We start from the raw sequence: 16,118 nt of genomic DNA, 5'->3' as shown, positions 1-16,118 counted from the left end.
GGCACCGCCGGGTGTGCCCGCTCCCTCCGGTCGCGAGCAGGAGGGAGGGCGAGGGCTTGGCCTCCGGCCTGCGCCCTTTCGAACTGTAGGCTCCGAACCGTTTCTTGCATGGGACGGGCCGGTTGCGCTCCGCGCTACCGGCCCGTGCTTCGTGGTGGCGGATGCCGGGGTGGCGGGTGGGGGCGTTGGTCGCGATGGTGATGCTCGCATTTGCGGGCGGAGTGCTGTGGAGCCGCGCATCGGTGGACTACCCGCGTGTGTCTTTGGGGGACCGGTGCCGCGGGACTGTGCCGGTCGCTGACGCCCGCGCCTATTTGGAGAGCGACATCCTGACTATCACCCGTTCTTCTTCCCCCGGGGATCCTGCTCTTGCGGAGGGAGCAGCAGAGTCGTCGGAGCTACTGCGGTGCCGGATTGTGCCCTCGGCTGCAGCAGTTTGGTCCTGAGGTCACGGTCGCCATCGGCCCGACGCCGACATATCGGGGGAACTCGTCATCGGTCCCAGCAACGCGCTCGAGGTTCCGTTCGGCCATGGCTGGGCGGGCAATTTCACGGCTTCCCTCCTCGGCGCTGACGCAGAGGCCATCTTGCTGACTGAGTGCGCGGATGCGCCCGGCGGTGGGCTGATGACCGTTGTGAACGGCAGCTGGTCGGGGGAGGACGAGCGGCTGGAGCGCTCTAAACAGGCCCAGCTCGCGGTTTTGGCCGCTGCCATAGCCCGCAGTGTTGCTGAGGTCAGGGCTGCGGGGGTCAGCCTGGCGAGATTCCCGACTCGTACCGGGTGTCGCACGACCACTCCGAGGACATCCCGCCCTCGGAAGCAGACGGGACCTGCCAGGGCACCGTGGACAGGCCCGGTTTGGAGAGTGAAGCCGGGCTTGCCCTGGCGGAGTTGTGCACTTTGTTTGTCGACAGCGAGGACGACGACTCCCGCTTCGCCTATTACCTCACTGCCTATTACGGCCCTGCCGCTGATTATCAGGAGCAGGCACCGCGGTCCGGAGACGTCGCTTTCGCCACTGAGCGCACTGGCTGCGTGCATGGCCAGACTCGCGGCTATTACACCGTCGAATACGGTCAAGATGGCATATGGCAGGCCGAGGCGCCTGACCCTGGTGCCATGGAGGCTCTTCTTCACCGGTTTGCCGACGCTTCCGCCGAGCGTCACGACTGCGGGCAGCCGTAGCCACCGGCCGGTGTACCGGGGTGAGGGAGGGCGTCGTTGCAGAGGTGTGGAATGGTTGCCGGGGACGGCGGGCGGACGTCTTTCGTTGTCGTGGGTGTTGGTGACGATTATCCGGTTTACCGGTCCCGCGCTGGGGACGGGCGCGGGAGGGCGACATCGTTGTCTGGCTTCGTAATCTACTGGCTGCCTGCTGTGGGTGGGGCCTCGTTGGGTCGCTGCGGTATGGGTGCGGCTGAACTATTCGGCCTGACTGCGCACGCCGACCGGATATGAGCGGATTGGGGGTTGGCGCGCAGCGGGCGTTACGGGGTTGGGTGGGCGTTGGTTGTGTGCGTGGGCCGCCGCCAGAGGGGGACGATGGCGGCGAGGCCGGCGAGGCAGGGCAGCAGGGTCAGGGTCCCGTGCTGGTAGGGGACGATGACGTCGTAGTGCTCGCCACTGAGGGAGAGGTTGAGCAGCGCTGTGAACGTGCCGGCGGCGAAGGCGAGGGTGGCTGCGGTGCGGGCCCAGCGTTTGCCGGTGGTGAGGGCGCGGATTGTCACGAGCCACAGCGGGATGCCGAGGGCACTGGTGGCGACGAGGTAGGTCGCGATGGCGTTGCGGTCTTTGGCTACCAGGTCGGGGCCCCAGTCGGGGTAGGCGTCGCGGACGTGGCTGGTGAGTGTGTCGATGGTCGCGATGTCGATCAGTGGTGCGAGTGTGGCCAGGACGGTCAGTGCCAGGCCGGTGTACAGGGCGGCGGGGCGTGTGCCGGGTACCGCGGCCCGCGGGGTTGTGGGGGTGGTCGCGGTCATGGTGTGTCCCTCCGATTAATTCTACGCCGTAGGTTTCAGCTCTCACGGTAAATTCTACGGCGTAGGTTTTGCAAACGAGAGAACGGAGCGGACATGCCCCGACGCACGCGAGGCACGTCGGCGGGGCTCGACCGCCGGCGTATCGCGGAGGCCGCGGTGGCCCTGATCGACCGGGACGGACTGGAGCGTTTCGGGGTGCGGCGGCTCGCGGACGAGCTGGGAGTCGATCCGATGTCGATCTATCACCACATCAAGGGCAAGGCGGCGCTCCTGGACGCGGTCTCGGAGGCGGTGCTGGCCGAGGCGGAAAGCGACGCGGACGACGCGCCCGGCGACTGGGAGGAGATCGCCCGCGCCACGGCCCGCCGCTACCGGACCATGGCCTACCGCCACCCCAGGGTGTTCCCGCTCCTCGTCACGCGTGCCCAGACCTCGCCGGTGGCCGTCTCCGCGCTGGAGCGGCTGGTCGCCGCCATGCGGGAGGCCGGGCTGCCCGACCGGGTCGTGGCTGACACCCCCATGGTGCTGTTCGGGTTTCTCAATGGGCACCTGCTGGCCCGCACCAGCGCCGCGTCCGAGGGGGCCAGCGCCGTGCCAGCCTTCGATGCCGAGGCGCACCCGGCGATGGCCGCCCTGGCCCCTTTGCTGGAAGACTTCGGCTCCGCCGACGAATTCGACCGCATGCTGGGCACCGTCCTTGACGGAATCAAGATGCGGGCCGGGCTGGGCGGTCAGGCCTGAACCGTCCGCCGCTGGCAGCCCGGCGGCCGACACGGTCATCACCGGTTCTGCTGCAGGCCGGTGACGCCCCTCGGTCTCACGAAGCAGCCTTGCGCTCTGCTCAGCGGTGCCCCTGCCCCGGAAGCGTCGGTGGTGCTAGTGGAACCTGGAGCGTGGCGGTCTCGCCACGCTGGATCAGGTAGTGGATGTCCGGGAAGAACGGCTCGTCCAGTTGCCAGGTACCGCCTGGATTGAACGCCGCCGGGTCGAGGACTTCGGCTCGTGCCCCGTCGCGCTGCCGCGCACCGTGAAACTGCTCTTGCCGTGCGCCGGGGAACGGCCGTGCGCGTCGAGCAGCGAGAGGAATCTTGTACGGTCCATGCTTGGCTTCAGGAAGCGGCCCGGGGCAGCCCAGCGTCTCCCCCACGGGTCCTCTCGTACTCGTAGCGGCCTCTGTCGCGCTGGTCCGGTCCGTTGTTGCACGGCCTCGTGGTCCAGGCGGCGCGCCCGGTGAAGGCAGGAGCAGGCAGGCGCGGTCCCATCCTTCTCACGGATGCCAGGACGCCGGACGGCGTGCCCTGTGCCGTTTCACCACTCCTCGGAGTCCCGCACGTCCTGGAGGAAGGCGTTCGCTGACGCGCCGTCGTCGACCAGGTCGGGCATCAGGTCGATCGAACTGAGCAGGGCGGCGCCCCTGCCTTCCCGGCGCTGCCATTGCTCAGCGATGACGCGCTGCTTGTCTTCGGGCTGGTGTTCCAGCCACTCCCGGTTCTCAGGGCTGAGCTGCCGGAGGAAATGGGCGAGCGGGTCCTTCGTCATGGCAGTGTCTCCTTCGGCGGTCGCGGGTGTAGACGACGGGTGGCCGGGATCAGTCTGCGTGAGGCTCGCGTATGCCGGGGGACGACACTGCCGGAACGGTGCCTACGAGTAGAAAATGACAGCTGTCATGACCACATGGTAAGGGTCATGATCATGCCGATGACTATCATGAGGCAAATCACGACCAAGCTCATCAGGCAGCCAGTGAGAAAGGGGCGCTCCTCGACATACGGCACGATTCCCGGGTAATCCCGGGCAAGCTGGCGGGCGGTGACCGGCTGGCTGGGGCCGCCGGTGGGCAGCCGGAGGTGGGCGACGAGCCGCTCCAGGGCTTCCTCAGGGTAGGTGCCGCCGTTGAGCCGGGCGAGGACCGTGCCCTGGCTGCTGAGTACGAAGACCACCGGGAAGGCTGGGCCCCGGGGCGGAATGAGGACCGCCCGCACCACCTTGGCCGCGTCCGCGCGGGCGCGGACGCGGTGGCGGAAGAAGGTCTGGGTCTCGATGTGATGCTCCGTCACTACGGTGCGCATGCGGGAGGCCCGCACCAACAGCAGGACGCACAGCAGCGCCTCGGCTGCGGCGGTGGCGACCACCACGGGCACCTCGGCTACCTCCGCCACCTGTGGCAGGAGGGCGACGCTTGGGACTACTGAAACGATCACAGTGGCCCAGCGCACCCGGGCGGCCGGGCGGAGGACGAGTGGGGCCGCCGGTCCGGCCGGATAGCCGGAGGAGTCAGAATGGCGGTACCCGTGTGCGGTTGGCTCCCAGTGCATGCCCTCAAGGGTGGCACACGGTTACTGCTTACGGGCGGCCGACTGCTGTGAGCGGTTTCCCGCCGCACCGGGTTTGGGCCGGGCTGAGGTTATCGACAGACGTTGCCGGCACACGGCTGGCGGGCGGTTAGGTTCACGACTATGGACGAGATGAGCCTGCTGCGGCTGTCCGGCGGCCCGGTGACGCGCAGCCGTATCGCGCGCGATCTGGCCGCGCTGGGGGTCGGCGAGGGAGACGTGGTGATGTTCCACACCCGCCTGTCCGCGCTGGGGTACGTGACGGGAGGGCCGCAGACGGTGATCGGCGCTCTGCTTGACGTGGTCGGCTCGCGGGGCACGCTGATGGTGACGACCGGCTGGAATGACGCGCTGCCGTACGAGTTTCTTTCCTGGCCGCAGCAGTGGCAGGACGCGGTACGGGCCGAGCATCCGGCGTTCGATCCCGCGCGCAGCGAGGCCTGTCACGACTACGGGCGGCTGCCGGAGGCGCTGCGCTGCTGGCCGGGGGCGGTGCGCAGCCGGCACCCGGACGCCAGCTTCGCGGCGCTGGGGGCGGCGGCGGACGCGCTGATGGCCGAGCACCCGTGGGACGACCCGCACGGTCCGGGCAGTCCCCTGGCGCGGCTGGCCGAGTGCGGCGGCAGGGTGCTGCTGCTGGGTGCCCCGCTGGACTCGATGACGCTGCTGCATCACGCGGAGGCGCTTGCGGAGGCGCCGGGGAAACGGTTCGTGGAGTACGAGCAGCCGGTCCTGGAGAATGGACGGCGCGTCTGGCGGCGGTTCCGTGACATCGATTCGGATGAGGGGGCGTTCGACTACTCCGGTGCGGTGCCGGCGGGGCGGTGGCCGTTCGAGGTGATCGTCCAGGACATGCTGGCGGCAGGACTGGGGAGGCGGGGGACGGTCGGTGCGGCGGAGAGTTACCTGTTCGAGGCGGCGCCGGCCGTCCGCTTCGGGGTGCGGTGGATCGAGGAGAAGCTGGGAGGCGGCCGGGCACCTGACGGCAGGCGGGGGTGAGGGGGCGGGCGCCCGGGGCGGTGCGGCTTCACGCGGGGGAGCCACCACCCGGCTTGGGGGTAACGGGCGGTCAGGCGCGATTTCGTGTGCGGCCACCGACACGGCCAGGGCGCTGCTGACGTGCAGCACTGCCTGGTCAGCATGGCGGGCGTGGTCCCGGTATGAGCGGTTCCGGGCGGCGAGGTGATACTGCCCGTCTGCTTCTGGCCGTGAGCCGGTGCTGTGGCCCGTGACGGGCCGGGTAGGGGATTAACTCGCTGGTCACAGGGTGTTCGTGGGCGTGCAATGGCCACGCGCGACACTGGGAGCATGCTGCGTTTCCCTGATGTCGCTGTGGAGTCCGGCCCCGAGAGCGGCCATGGGCCGGATGTGGTGCTGCGGTGGGGCGGGCCCGGGGATGCCGAGGGGGCGCGGCGGCTGCACGCGCGGTGTTCGGCGCAAACGCTCCGGCGGCGCTATCCCGGCCCGCCGGAGGAGGCCGACAGCTACCTGGGGCATCTGCTGGACCCGCGTCACGGTGACGTGGTCGTGGCGGAGGCGGAGCCGGGTGAGCTGGTCGGGATGGGGCATCTGCTGCGGGACGGCACGGAGGCGGAGGTGGCGCTGCTGGTCGCCGATGCCTGGCAGCGGCGCGGGATCGGCTCGGCGATGCTGCGGTGGCTGCTGCGTGCGGCCACGGCCGAAGGGTATGAGGCGGTGTACGCGGTGACGGAGGACCCGCACGAGGGGATGGCCGCGGTGATGCGCGGAACCGGGCTGCCGGTGGTGTGGGACCCGGCAGGCGGGACGCTGGTGATGCCGGTGGGAGTGCTGGTGCCCGCAGGGAGCTTCGCCACGTTCTCGTGAGAGGTGGTGACGGGCGCCGGGTCGGCGTACCAGGATGGCGGCATGCCTGATCAGACTATGCCGCTGCCGCGCCAGCTGGCCGACGAGTACGTCGACGCGTTTGTGGAACTGGACCCGATCACCGGAACCTATCTGGGGGTGGCGGAGAGCGCGAGCCGCCTGCCGGACTTCTCCCCTGCGGGACAGGAGGCGGTGGCCGGGCTTGCGCGGGACACGCTGGCGCGGCTGGCCGACGCCGAGAAGCGGCCTGAGGCGGGGGAGGACACAGAGCGGCGGTGCGCTCGGCTGCTGCGGGAGCGGCTGACCGCGGAGCTGGCGGTGCACGATGCCGGGGAGCATCTGCGGCGGGTGAGCAACATGTTCTCGCCGGTGCACGATGTGCGTGATGTGTTCACGCTGATGCCGGTGGCGTCGGAGGAGGACTGGGCCGCGGTGGCGCGGCGGCTGCGGGCGGTGCCGCAGGCGCTGGAGGGGTACCAGGCCTCGCTGCGGGAAGGGCTGGCGCAGGGGCTGCTGGCGGGGCCGCGGCAGGTGGCCACGGTGATCGACCAGCTCACCGAGTGGGTGACGGCCTCGGACGGCAAGGGCTGGTTCGCCGGGTTCGTCGCGGACGGCCCTGAGTCGCTGCGGGAGGAGCTGCCGGCGGCCGCCCGGGTGGCGACGGAGGCGGTGGCCCGGCTGCGGGACTGGCTGCGGGACACGTACGCGCCGGGTGTGGAGGGCGCGCCGGAGACCGTGGGCCGGGAGCGGTACGCCCGATGGGTGCGGTACTGGAACGGCACGGACCTGGATCTGGACGAGGCGTACGCCTACGGCTGGGAGGAGTTCCACCGGCTGCGGGCGGAGATGGAGAAGGAGGCCGCGAAGATCCTCCCGGGGGCTGGTCCGTGGGAGGCGCTGCGGTATCTGGACACCGAGGGCGAGGCGGTCGAGGGCGTCGAGGAGGTGCGGGTCTGGCTGCAGAACCTCATGGACGAGGCGATCGAGGCGCTGGACGGGACGCACTTCGAGCTGGCCGAGCGGGTGCGGCGGGTGGAGTCGATGATCGCCCCGCCGGGAAGCGCGGCGGCGCCGTACTACACCAGCCCGTCGCTGGACTTCTCGCGGCCGGGGCGGACGTGGCTGCCGACGCTGGGGGCGACGCGGTTCCCGGTCTACGACCTGGTGTCGACCTGGTACCACGAGGGCGTGCCGGGGCATCACCTGCAGCTGGCGCAGTGGGCGCACGTGGCGGACCAGCTGTCGCGGTACCAGACCACGGTGGGGATGGTGAGCGCGAACGCTGAGGGGTGGGCGCTCTATGCGGAGCGGCTGATGGATGAACTCGGCTTCCTGGGCAACGCGGAGCGGCGGCTGGGGTACCTGGACTGCCAGATGATGCGCGCGGTCCGGGTGATTGTGGACATCGGCATGCATCTGCAGCTGCCCATTCCGGCGCACTCGCCGGTGGGTGCCGGGCAGCGGTGGACGCCGGAGCTGGCGCAGGAGTTCTTCCGGCGGCACAGCAGCCGTCCGGAGGCGTTCGTGGAGAGCGAGCTGGTGCGGTACCTGGGGATGCCGGGGCAGGCCATCGGCTACAAGCTCGGGGAGCGGGCGTGGCTGCGGGGCCGGGAGGCGGCGCGCCGGGCGCAGGGTGAGGCGTTCGATGCCAAGCGCTGGCACATGGCGGCGCTGTCGCTGGGTTCGCTGGGTCTGGATGACCTGGAGGAGGAGCTGGCCCGGCTGTAGCCGCGGCGGGGCGGTGCCTGCGGGCGCCGCCCCGTGCGGTGGCCGGGGCAGGCCTGGTGCTCGGGCCGCGGGCTCAGGCGCGGCGGGAGCTGAGGGAGGAGAGGTAGGCGTTGTAGGAGGCGAGTTCCCGGTCGCCGTCGCGGTCGGCGGCGCGGTCCAGGCGGCGGGCACGGCGCTGCTCGGAGACGTACCACTGGATGACGAGGGCGACGAGCACGATCACCGCGGGGATCTCGCTGAAGGCCCAGGCGATGCCGCCGGCGGCGTTCTGGTCGGAGACGGCGTCGGTGGCGAGGCTGGCGGGCGGGCTGTCGAAGGTGCCGACCATGGGTGCGGAGGCCATCATGAGGGCGATGCCGAAGAAGGCGTGGAACGGCATGGTGGCGAACAGTTCCAGCATGCGCATCAGGTGGCTGGGGCGGCGGGGGCCGGGGTCGACGCCCATGATCGGCCAGAAGAAGACCAGGCCGACGGCGAGGAAGTGGAGCATCATCGCGAGGTGCCCGACGCGGCTGCCCATGAGGGCGTCGAAGAGGGGCGTGAAGTAGAGGGCGTAGAGGCTCGCGATGAAGAGGGAGATGGTGACGAGGGGGGTGGTGATGAGCCGGACGTAGCGGCTGTGGAGGAAGGCGACGACGATTTCGCGCGGGCCGCGGCGGCCGCGGGGGGCGGCGGGAAGGGCCCGGAGCAGGAGGGTCACGGGCGCGCCGAGCAGCATGAGGATCGGCGAGACCATGCTGATGACCATGTGCTGCACCATGTGGGCGCTGAAGAGGACCATGCCGTAGTCGTTCAGCCGGGTGCAGGTGACGAGGGCGACGCTTAGGACGCCGAGCGTGAAGGCTGCGGTGCGGCCGGGGTTCCAGGTGTCGCCGCGCAGGCGGAGGCGGAGGACGCCCCAGGCGTAGAGGGCGAGGGTGACGAGACAGCCCGCGAGGAAGACTGGGTCGCCGCCGGGGTCGAGCGCGCTGGTGACCGTGAGGGGCGGCAGGTCGGTGGTGCCGTGGTCGCCGTGGTCCATGGGGTGCGCTCCGTCCTGGCCTGGGGTGTTGTTTCCCTTATGCACGATAGGACGGCCCCCGGGCGGTGCGGTCGCCGGGGGCCGGGTTCGGCGCGGGGTCAGGTGGCGGCGGCGGTGGCCGCGGCGATGCGTTCGGCCCGCAGCGCGTCGTACCAGCGGTCGTCGACGGGGGTGAGCGCGTTGACGTCGAGCGCGAGGCGGATGAGGAGGTCCGCGATGTGCGGGTTGCGGGCGAGCACGGGGCCGTGCATGTAGGTGCCGAAGATGGTGTCGCACCAGGCGCCCTCGGTGCCGTCGCCGGTGCCGTTGCCGTTGCCGAGGCGGACGCGGGCGAAGGGGCGGACGCCGGGGCCGAGGTGGGTGACGCCCTGGTGGTTCTCGAAGCCGGTGAGCTGCGGCAGGGCGAGCTGCTCGTCGATGTCGGCGAGAACGTCGCCGACGCAGCGTTCGGCGGTGCCGCGGGCGCTGGTGACGTCGAGGAGCCCGAGGCCCGGTTCGCGCTGGCCGAGGTCGTTGATGAACTCGTGGCCGAGGATCTGGTAGCCGGCGCAGACGGAGAAGATGACGGCGCCGTTGTCGGCGGCGCGGTTGAGGCCGCCGTCGCGGCGCAGGCGCTCGGCGGCCAGGCGCTGCGGGCGGTCCTCACCGCCGCCGATCAGGTAGATGTCGCCGGAGGTGGGAACGGGCTGGTCGGAGCGGATGTCGACGCGCTCGACGGGCAGGCCGCGCTGGCGGGCGCGGCGCTCGGTGACCAGCACGTTGCCCTGGTCGCCGTAGGTGCTCAGGAGGTCGGGGTAGACCCAGACGAGCCGGAGGCTTGAGGTGCTCATGGGGGCGTCCTTGGGCGGTCAGTTGCCGACGGTGCGGCGGAGGTCCTGGAAGGCGGTGTAGTTCGCGATGGCCTCGATCCGGCCGGGGGGCGACTGCTGGACGGCCTCCTGGAGGGTGGTGCAGACGCGGAAGTCGACCCCGGCGACCTCGAGGCGGACGGCGAGGTCGAGGCGGCGGTCGCCGATGACGGCGATGGGGTGGCCGGCGAGGCGCGTGTAGTCGACGTCCCACAGCCAGGAGGTATCGGTGCCGTCGGCGCTGCGGGCGTTGACCGAGAGGATGACGGGTGTGGGGGGCGGGTCGATGAGGGAGAAGGTCTCCAGCCAGCCTGCAGGGTTTTTCGCGAGCAGGAGGCGGATGTCGCGGCCCTGGTAGCTGACGACGTCGTACCGCCCGGCGACCGCGGTGACGGACTGCATGCGCTGGAGCGCGATCTGGGGGGCGACGCCGAAGGTGGCGGCGACGGCGGCCGCGGTGGTGGCGTTGGCCTTGTTGGCCCGGCCGGGCAGCTGGAGCTGGATGGGCCAGGCGGTGCCGTGGGGGTCGAGGACCGTGTCGCCGGAGAGCACCCAGGTGGGGCTCGGGCGGCCGAAGCCGCAGGATGAGCACTGCCAGGTGTCGCCGGGGCGGGAGAGGACGCCGCCGCAGGACGGGCAGGACCAGGCGTCGTCCTTCCATTCCTGGCCGGCTGCGACCCAGACGACGTTGGGCGAGGAGGAGGCTGCCCAGACGACGAGGGGGTCGTCGCAGTTGGCGATGAGGGTGGCCTTCGTTCCCTGGAGTCCTTCGCGCCAGCGTTCGGCGAGCATGCGGGTTTCGGCGGCACGGTCGAGCTGGTCGCGCGAGAGGTTGAGCAGCGCGATGGCCTTGGGAGAGACCTCGCGGGCGACGGCCGCGAGGTACTTCTCGTCCACTTCGAGGACGCCGTAGCGGGCGTTGCCGCCGCTGGAGAGTGCGCTGGTGATGCCGGCGGGCATGTTGGCGCCGAGCGCGTTGGAGACGACCTCGCCGCCGGCGCGGAGCGCTTCGGCGATCAGCCGGGTGGTGGTGGTCTTGCCGTTGGTGGCGGAGACGAGGACCACATCGAGGTGGCCGGCGAGGCGAGAGAGCAGGTCGGGGTCGAGCTTGAGTGCGATGCGTCCCCCGATCACCGATCCGCTGCCGCGGCCCGCGGCGCGTGAGACGGCCGCTGCCGCTTTCCCGGCGGTCACGGCCAGCCTGGCTCGTGCCGACAGCGGCTGCGTGCGTTCTGCCATCGTCCTTGCTCCTCCTTGCCCTTGGCCGGAGGCCAGCCTACCGAGCCTGACGGGGCGTTCCGTACCGGCTCACCTGTTGCCCGCCCGGCGGGGCGCGGGCGGTCGCGGGCTCGGGGGAGCTTCACCCGGGTGCGCGCCGGTCGTAATCATTATCCGCTTTGCGGCTTACAGTACGTACGGTGAGTAATGATCATGCATACCGGGAGTTGCCATGAATCTCTCTGTTTCCGGCGTCGTACTCCTCGGCGTGGTGGTGTTCCTGTTCTTCCGCAAGGACGGACTGAAGGTCTCGCACGCGGTGGTGTGCGCGCTGTTCGGTTTCTACCTGGCGGGGACGGCTGTGGCGCCGAGCATCGAGGCCGGCGGGGAGAGCCTGGCAGACCTGCTGGGCGGGATCCGGCTGTAGCGCGGGTGGTGCTGGCGTAGCGGCAGGCGGACGTAGGGGTGTGCTGGGGGCCAGCCCGGCCTGGAGGGCGTGCGGCCGGGTGTACGAGCCGGCGTGGCGGACGGGGGCGGCGGAGGACAGGCGCGGAGGGTCAGGCAGTGGGTTCGAGGGCTCCGAGCGGGTCGTCGAGGACGGGCTGCCAGGCGAGTTCAGCGGCGCCGACGAGGCTGTTGTGGGCAAGCGTGCAGGGCAGGACGGGGATGTCGCCGCTCCTCCCCCACAGGCTGTGCCGTTCGACGACGGCGCGGAGCCGGGGGGCGTCGGCCTCCAGGAGCCAGCGGTGCAGGCCGCCGAGAATGATGCGGTCGGGGTTGAGGATGTTGACGAGCCCGGCGAGGCCCAGGCCAAGCCGGTCGATGACGGTGCGGGCGGCGGCCTGGACGGCGGGGTCGTCAGGGTAGCTGGTGCGCAGCAGCTCACGGGACTGGTCCAGGAGGGAGCCTTCAGGGCCCGGTTCCCGGCCGGCGGCTTCGAGGAAGGCGAGGGGGTCGGTCTCGACGTCGAGGCAGCCCCGGCTGCCGCAGTGGCAGGGACGGCCGTGGGGGTCGACCGTGAGGTGGCCGACTTCGAGGGCGAGGCCGGCGCTGCCGGTGTGGAGCCGGCCGTCGAGGACGAGGGCGCCGCCGACGCCGCGGTGCCCGGTGGCGACGCACAGCAGGTGCCGGGAGCCGCTGCCCGCGCCGTGGCGGTGCTCGGCAAGGGCCGCGAGGTTGACGTCGTTGCCGCTGAAGCCGGGGACGTCGAGGCCGGCGTCGGCCAGGCACTGGTGGAACAGGTCGCGCACGGGGGCGCTGGCCGGCCAGGCGAGGTGGTGCGGGCTGAGGGCGGTGCCCTCCGGCTCTGCGACGGCGGTGGGCACGGCGAGGCCCGCGCCGATGCAGCGGCGTCCGGTCGTGGCGAGCAGTCCGGCGCCGGCGTCGACGACCTGGCGGAGCACCTGGGCGGGGTCGGCGCTGACGGTGACGCAGCCGGGGGTGGTGGCGATGATCCGGCCGCCGAGCCCGACGAGGGCGGCGCGGAAGCCGTCGGCGTGGATCTGGGCTGCCAGGGCGACAGGGCCGTCGTCGGCGATCGCGAGGCGGTGGGAGGGGCGGCCGTGGCTTCCGGCGGAGGCGGCGGGGCGGGAGTCGACGGTGATCAGGCCGAGGGACTGCAGCTCGGCGGCGACGGCGCCGGCGGTGGCGCGGGTGACGCCGAGTGCCGTGGTGAGGACGGCTCGGGTAGGTGCCTGGCCGGTGTGGACGAGTTCCAGCGCGGGGCCGAGGGCGTTGCGCCCCCGTTCGAGCCTGGTCCTGGTGCGGGTCACGTCACCCATTGTCGCTTTGTGTCTTCACGAAACAAACTGGGGGACGCCGGGGCCCGCACGCGGCGGCGGAGGCGGAGGCAGCCGCCTGCCGGCCGCCGCGCGGTGGACGGCAGCGTCAGTTGCCCGTGCCGAGCTCGTGCATGGCTATGGACGGGTACCGGTCACCGCGGGCGGCGCCGGGCGGCACCGCCGCGTCGAGCGCGGCGAGGTCCTCGCCGGTGAGCCTGACGCCGAGGGCGGGCAGTGCCCCGGCCAGCCGCTCGCGGGTCCTGGCGCCGACCAGCGGGACGATGTCCGGGCCCTGCGCGGCCACCCAGGCGATGGCCAGCTGGGCGATGGTGCACCCCTTCGGCCTCGGCGAGCGGGCGCATCGCCGCCACCAGGGCGAGGTTGTGTTCGACGTTCCCGCTTGCGAAGCGCGGGCTGCGGCTGCGGCCGTCGCGGGGGTCCTGCGAGCGCTCGGGGAACCAGTGCCCGGAGATCAGGCCGCGGGCCAGTACGCCGTACGCCGTCAGGCCGATGCCCAGCTCCCGCAGCGTCGGCAGGATCTCCTGCTCGACGGCGCGGGAGATGAGCGAGTACTCGATCTGGAGGTCCGCGACCGGGTGGACGGCGTGTGCCCGGCGGACCGTCTCGGCGTCGGCCTCGGAGAGGCCGATGTGGCGGACGTACCCGGCGTCGACCAGCTCCTTGACGGCGCCGACCGTGTCCTCGATCGGCACGCTGGGGTCGCGGCGGGCAGGGCGGTAGATGTCGATGTAGTCGGTGTTCAGGCGGGTCAGGGAGTAGCTGACGAAGTTCTTCACGGCGGCCGGGCGGCCGTCGTAGTGGCCGAACCCGAGGCCGGGTCCGGTCATAACGCCGAACTTGACGCTGATCTGGTAGCTGTCCCGGGGCCGGCCGCGCAGCGCCTCGGCGAGCAGCATCTCGTTGTGGCCGCTGCCGTAGTGGTCGCCCGTGTCGATGAGGGTGACGCCGGCGTCCAGCGCGGCGCGCACGGTGGCGATGCTCTCCTCCCGGTCGGCAGGGCCGTAACTGCCCGACATGCTCATGCCGCCCAGGCCGAGAGCGGAGGTGGCGGGGCCGGCTGTGCCGAGAGTCCGAGTCTCCATGCTGGGTCTCCTTCGCGGTGTCTGCACGCCCCACCCTGGGGCCGCCCGGCGGGTGGCGGGAGCGGAGAGTTCCTCCGGGGAGCGGCACTCCCCCGTGCGGCGCCAGCCGGCAGGCTCCGTCCCGGGGGCCCGCGCGGGGACCGCGGAAGGGGGTGCGGCGGACAGCCCGGGCCGGCATACCCGTCGCGGTCGCAACGGGGTGCGAAGGTCACGTGAGCCAGCCGGGTCGGACCAGGCCGGTCTCGTAGGCGAGGACGACGAGCTGGGCGCGGTCGCGGGCGCCGAGCTTGACCATGGCGCGGCTGACGTGGGTCTTGGCGGTGAGCGGGGAGACCACCAGGCGGCGGGCGATCTCGTCGTTGGTCAGGCCCATGCCGACGAGGGCCATGACCTCGCGTTCGCGGTCGGTCAGCTCCGCGAGGCCGGCAGGTTCAGCCGGTGCCCTGGAGCGGGCGGCGAACTCCGCGATCAGGCGGCGGGTGACGCCGGGTGACAGCAGGGCGTCGCCGGCGACCACGGCGTGGACGGCGCGGACCAGCTCGTCGGGCTCGGTGTCCTTCACCAGGAAGCCGGAGGCGCCGGAGCGGATGGCCTCGAAGACGTACTCATCGAGCTCGAAGGTGGTGAGCATGACGACGCGCACACCGCTGAGCGCGGGGTCTTCGGTGATGCGGCGGGTGGCGGTGAGCCCGTCGAGGCCGGGCATGCGGATGTCCATCAGCACCAGGTCGGGCCGGTGTTCGCGTACCAGGGCGAGCGCCTCGTTTCCGTCGGCCGCCTCCCCCGCGACCTCGATGCCGGGCTGGGCATCGAGGAGGGCGCGGAAGCCGGCGCGCACCAGGATCTGGTCGTCGGCGAGCAGGACGCGGATCACGGGTTCTCCCTCGGGGTGGTGAGCGGCAGCCGGGCGGTGACGCGGAAGCCGCCGCCGGGCCGGGGGCCCGCCGTGACGGTGCCGCCGCACGCGGCGGCTCGTTCGCGCATGCCGATAAGTCCGTTGCCGCCGCCGGTGGTGCCGCCGGCCGCGGGGCCGTCGTCGTCGACGCGGATGCCGAGGTGGCCGCCGGTGTAGTGCAGGCGGACGCGTGCGGTGCGGGCGGCCGAGTGGCGGACGGTGTTGGTCAGCGCCTCCTGGATGATGCGGAAGGCGGCGAGGTCGGCGCCGGGCGGCAGAGGGGAGGGCTCGCCCAGCGTCTTTGTCTCGACGTGCAGGCCCGCCCGGGCTGCCTGGTCAGCCAGTTGGGGCAGCTGCCGCAGCCCGGGGGCGGGCGCGCGGGGTGCGGCGCCGGGGGTGCGGAGGGCGTCGAGCACCTGCCGTACCTCGCCGAGCGCTTCCCTGCTGGCGGCCTTGATGGTGGTGAGGGCGGTGCGGGCCTGGTCGGGGTCGGAGTCGAGCAGGGCGAGGCCGACGCCGGCCTGGACGTTGATGACGGACATGCTGTGGGCGAGAACGTCGTGGAGTTCGCGGGCGATGCGGAGGCGTTCCTCATCGGCGCGGCGCCGTTCGGCCTCTGCGCGGGCGCGGCGCTCGCGCTCCCGCTGTTCGCGGCGGACGCGGAGCAGTTCGGCACCGGCCAGGGCGGCGGCGGCCCACGCGGCGTTCCCGGCGTCGTCCTGCCAGGAGGCGGGGGTGTCGCCGCCGGGCGGAAGCCAGCGGTAGAGCCAGTGGCCGGTGAGCAGCAGGCCTGTCCACAGCACGCCCATGGCGGTCCAGGCGGAGCGGCGGTGCCCGGTGAGGACGGCTGCGGCGCAGCCGGCGATGGCGCTGAGGAAGACGGGACCGTAGGGGTACCCCGCCGCGAGGTAGGCGAGGACGGCGGCGGTAGTGGCGAACGCGGTGAGGCGCGGGTAGCGGTAGCGCAGCAGCAGGAGCAGGGGCCCGGCGGCGAGCAGGGCGCGCCCGGCGGTGTCGAGGGCCACCCGGTCCGGCTGGTTCTCTGCGGCGAAGTGGGAGCCGGCCAGCTGAATGAGCAGCACCGCACCCGAGGAGAGCCACGGCAGCCGGGCCGCGGGGGGCGGCATGGTGAGCCAGCGGCGCCAGGGCGGCTCGCGGGGCTCGTCCCCGGGTGCGGTGTGCCAGGTCATGCTCCTCACGCTAGCCGCCGTGCGTGGCGCGGACGTCCGTCGTGCGGGGTGGTCCGGTGTACTCCCGCTGTCGTACGGCGACGCCCTGGGAGGGCGGTGCGAGGGCGGCCGCTGGCGGGCCCCGCTGGTGACGGGCACCGGCGCACTGGCTGAGGCCGTGGCTGGGGAGCTGTGCT

General features: G+C 72.1%; 15 protein-coding genes and 1 pseudogene. 6 read left to right on the top strand and 10 right to left on the bottom strand.

Annotation, left to right across the window (positions count from 1 at the left end; genetic code table 11):
- Positions 1–781 precede the first annotated feature (781 nt).
- Positions 782–1,186 carry a hypothetical protein gene (locus JK356_RS15930; RefSeq protein WP_201868638.1) on the top strand — a complete coding sequence of 135 codons (405 nt, stop codon included), beginning with the start codon at positions 782–784 and terminating at the stop codon, positions 1,184–1,186.
- 302 nt (positions 1,187–1,488) lie between these two features.
- On the opposite strand, the gene JK356_RS15925 is transcribed toward JK356_RS15930, so the two are convergent.
- On the bottom strand, positions 1,489–1,980 hold the full coding sequence (locus JK356_RS15925) for a hypothetical protein (protein WP_201868637.1): 492 nt from the start codon (positions 1,978–1,980) through the stop codon (positions 1,489–1,491).
- 93 nt (positions 1,981–2,073) lie between these two features.
- Between JK356_RS15925 and JK356_RS15920 the strand changes: the two genes are divergently transcribed.
- Complete coding sequence (locus tag JK356_RS15920; RefSeq protein ID WP_201868635.1) at positions 2,074–2,721, top strand: TetR/AcrR family transcriptional regulator; 648 nt, start codon at positions 2,074–2,076, stop codon at positions 2,719–2,721.
- Positions 2,722–3,288: 567 nt separating this feature from the next.
- Here the strand turns inward: JK356_RS15920 and JK356_RS15915 are convergent.
- Both JK356_RS15915 and JK356_RS15910 read right to left on the bottom strand, forming a co-directional pair.
- Complete coding sequence (locus JK356_RS15915) at positions 3,289–3,519, bottom strand: hypothetical protein (RefSeq protein ID WP_201868633.1); 231 nt, start codon at positions 3,517–3,519, stop codon at positions 3,289–3,291.
- Between the two features lie 125 nt (positions 3,520–3,644).
- On the bottom strand, positions 3,645–4,112 hold the full coding sequence (locus JK356_RS15910) for a hypothetical protein (RefSeq protein WP_201868631.1): 468 nt from the start codon (positions 4,110–4,112) through the stop codon (positions 3,645–3,647).
- Between the two features lie 324 nt (positions 4,113–4,436).
- Here JK356_RS15910 and aac(3) point away from each other — a divergent pair, with 324 nt between their 5' ends.
- The 3 genes from aac(3) (at position 4,437) to JK356_RS15895 (ending at position 7,886) form a co-directional block, all read left to right on the top strand.
- Complete coding sequence (gene aac(3), locus JK356_RS15905; RefSeq protein WP_201868630.1) at positions 4,437–5,312, top strand: aminoglycoside 3-N-acetyltransferase; 876 nt, start codon at positions 4,437–4,439, stop codon at positions 5,310–5,312.
- A 309-nt stretch (positions 5,313–5,621) separates the two neighbouring features.
- Positions 5,622–6,158, top strand: a complete 537-nt coding sequence (locus JK356_RS15900; protein ID WP_236671379.1) for a GNAT family N-acetyltransferase — start codon at positions 5,622–5,624, stop codon at positions 6,156–6,158.
- Positions 6,159–6,200: 42 nt separating this feature from the next.
- Positions 6,201–7,886, top strand: coding sequence for a DUF885 domain-containing protein (locus JK356_RS15895; protein ID WP_201868628.1), 1,686 nt, complete (start codon positions 6,201–6,203; stop codon positions 7,884–7,886).
- Positions 7,887–7,959: 73 nt separating this feature from the next.
- Here JK356_RS15895 and JK356_RS15890 read toward each other — a convergent pair whose 3' ends face one another.
- The 3 genes from JK356_RS15890 to JK356_RS15880 all read right to left on the bottom strand — a co-directional run bounded on the left by JK356_RS15890 (position 7,960) and on the right by JK356_RS15880 (position 10,994).
- Entirely contained in the window at positions 7,960–8,907 is a 948-nt protein-coding gene (locus tag JK356_RS15890) for a cytochrome c oxidase assembly protein (RefSeq protein WP_201868627.1), read from the bottom strand.
- Positions 8,908–9,005: 98 nt separating this feature from the next.
- Positions 9,006–9,737, bottom strand: a complete 732-nt coding sequence (locus JK356_RS15885) for a type 1 glutamine amidotransferase (protein ID WP_201868626.1) — start codon at positions 9,735–9,737, stop codon at positions 9,006–9,008.
- Positions 9,738–9,755: 18 nt separating this feature from the next.
- Entirely contained in the window at positions 9,756–10,994 is a 1,239-nt protein-coding gene (locus tag JK356_RS15880; protein WP_201868624.1) for a MurT ligase domain-containing protein, read from the bottom strand.
- A 211-nt stretch (positions 10,995–11,205) separates the two neighbouring features.
- Between JK356_RS15880 and JK356_RS15875 the strand changes: the two genes are divergently transcribed.
- Positions 11,206–11,400 (top strand): hypothetical protein, encoded by a 195-nt coding sequence (locus JK356_RS15875; protein ID WP_201868623.1) that lies wholly within the window; start codon positions 11,206–11,208, stop codon positions 11,398–11,400.
- A 130-nt stretch (positions 11,401–11,530) separates the two neighbouring features.
- Here JK356_RS15875 and JK356_RS15870 read toward each other — a convergent pair whose 3' ends face one another.
- The 4 genes and pseudogenes from JK356_RS15870 to JK356_RS15855 form a co-directional block, all read right to left on the bottom strand.
- Positions 11,531–12,754: an ROK family protein gene (locus JK356_RS15870; RefSeq protein WP_201868622.1), complete on the bottom strand. Its 1,224-nt coding sequence runs from the start codon at positions 12,752–12,754 to the stop codon at positions 11,531–11,533.
- A 106-nt stretch (positions 12,755–12,860) separates the two neighbouring features.
- Positions 12,861–13,857 (bottom strand): annotated as a pseudogene (locus tag JK356_RS15865) (aldo/keto reductase).
- A 208-nt stretch (positions 13,858–14,065) separates the two neighbouring features.
- Positions 14,066–14,731, bottom strand: a complete 666-nt coding sequence (locus JK356_RS15860) for a response regulator transcription factor (RefSeq protein ID WP_201868621.1) — start codon at positions 14,729–14,731, stop codon at positions 14,066–14,068.
- The gene (locus tag JK356_RS15855) at positions 14,728–15,942 is read right to left on the bottom strand and encodes a sensor histidine kinase (protein WP_201868620.1); all 1,215 of its coding nucleotides are present in this window, start codon (positions 15,940–15,942) and stop codon (positions 14,728–14,730) included. The genes JK356_RS15860 and JK356_RS15855 overlap by 4 nt, the downstream gene beginning before the upstream one ends.
- Positions 15,943–16,118 lie beyond the last annotated feature (176 nt).

The sequence above is a fragment of the Streptomyces sp. 7-21 genome (assembly GCF_016741785.1).
GTDB lineage: Bacteria > Actinomycetota > Actinomycetes > Streptomycetales > Streptomycetaceae > Streptomyces.
The sequence above is the reverse complement of the archived record's forward strand: the minus strand, read 5'-3'. Positions and strand labels throughout refer to the sequence as shown.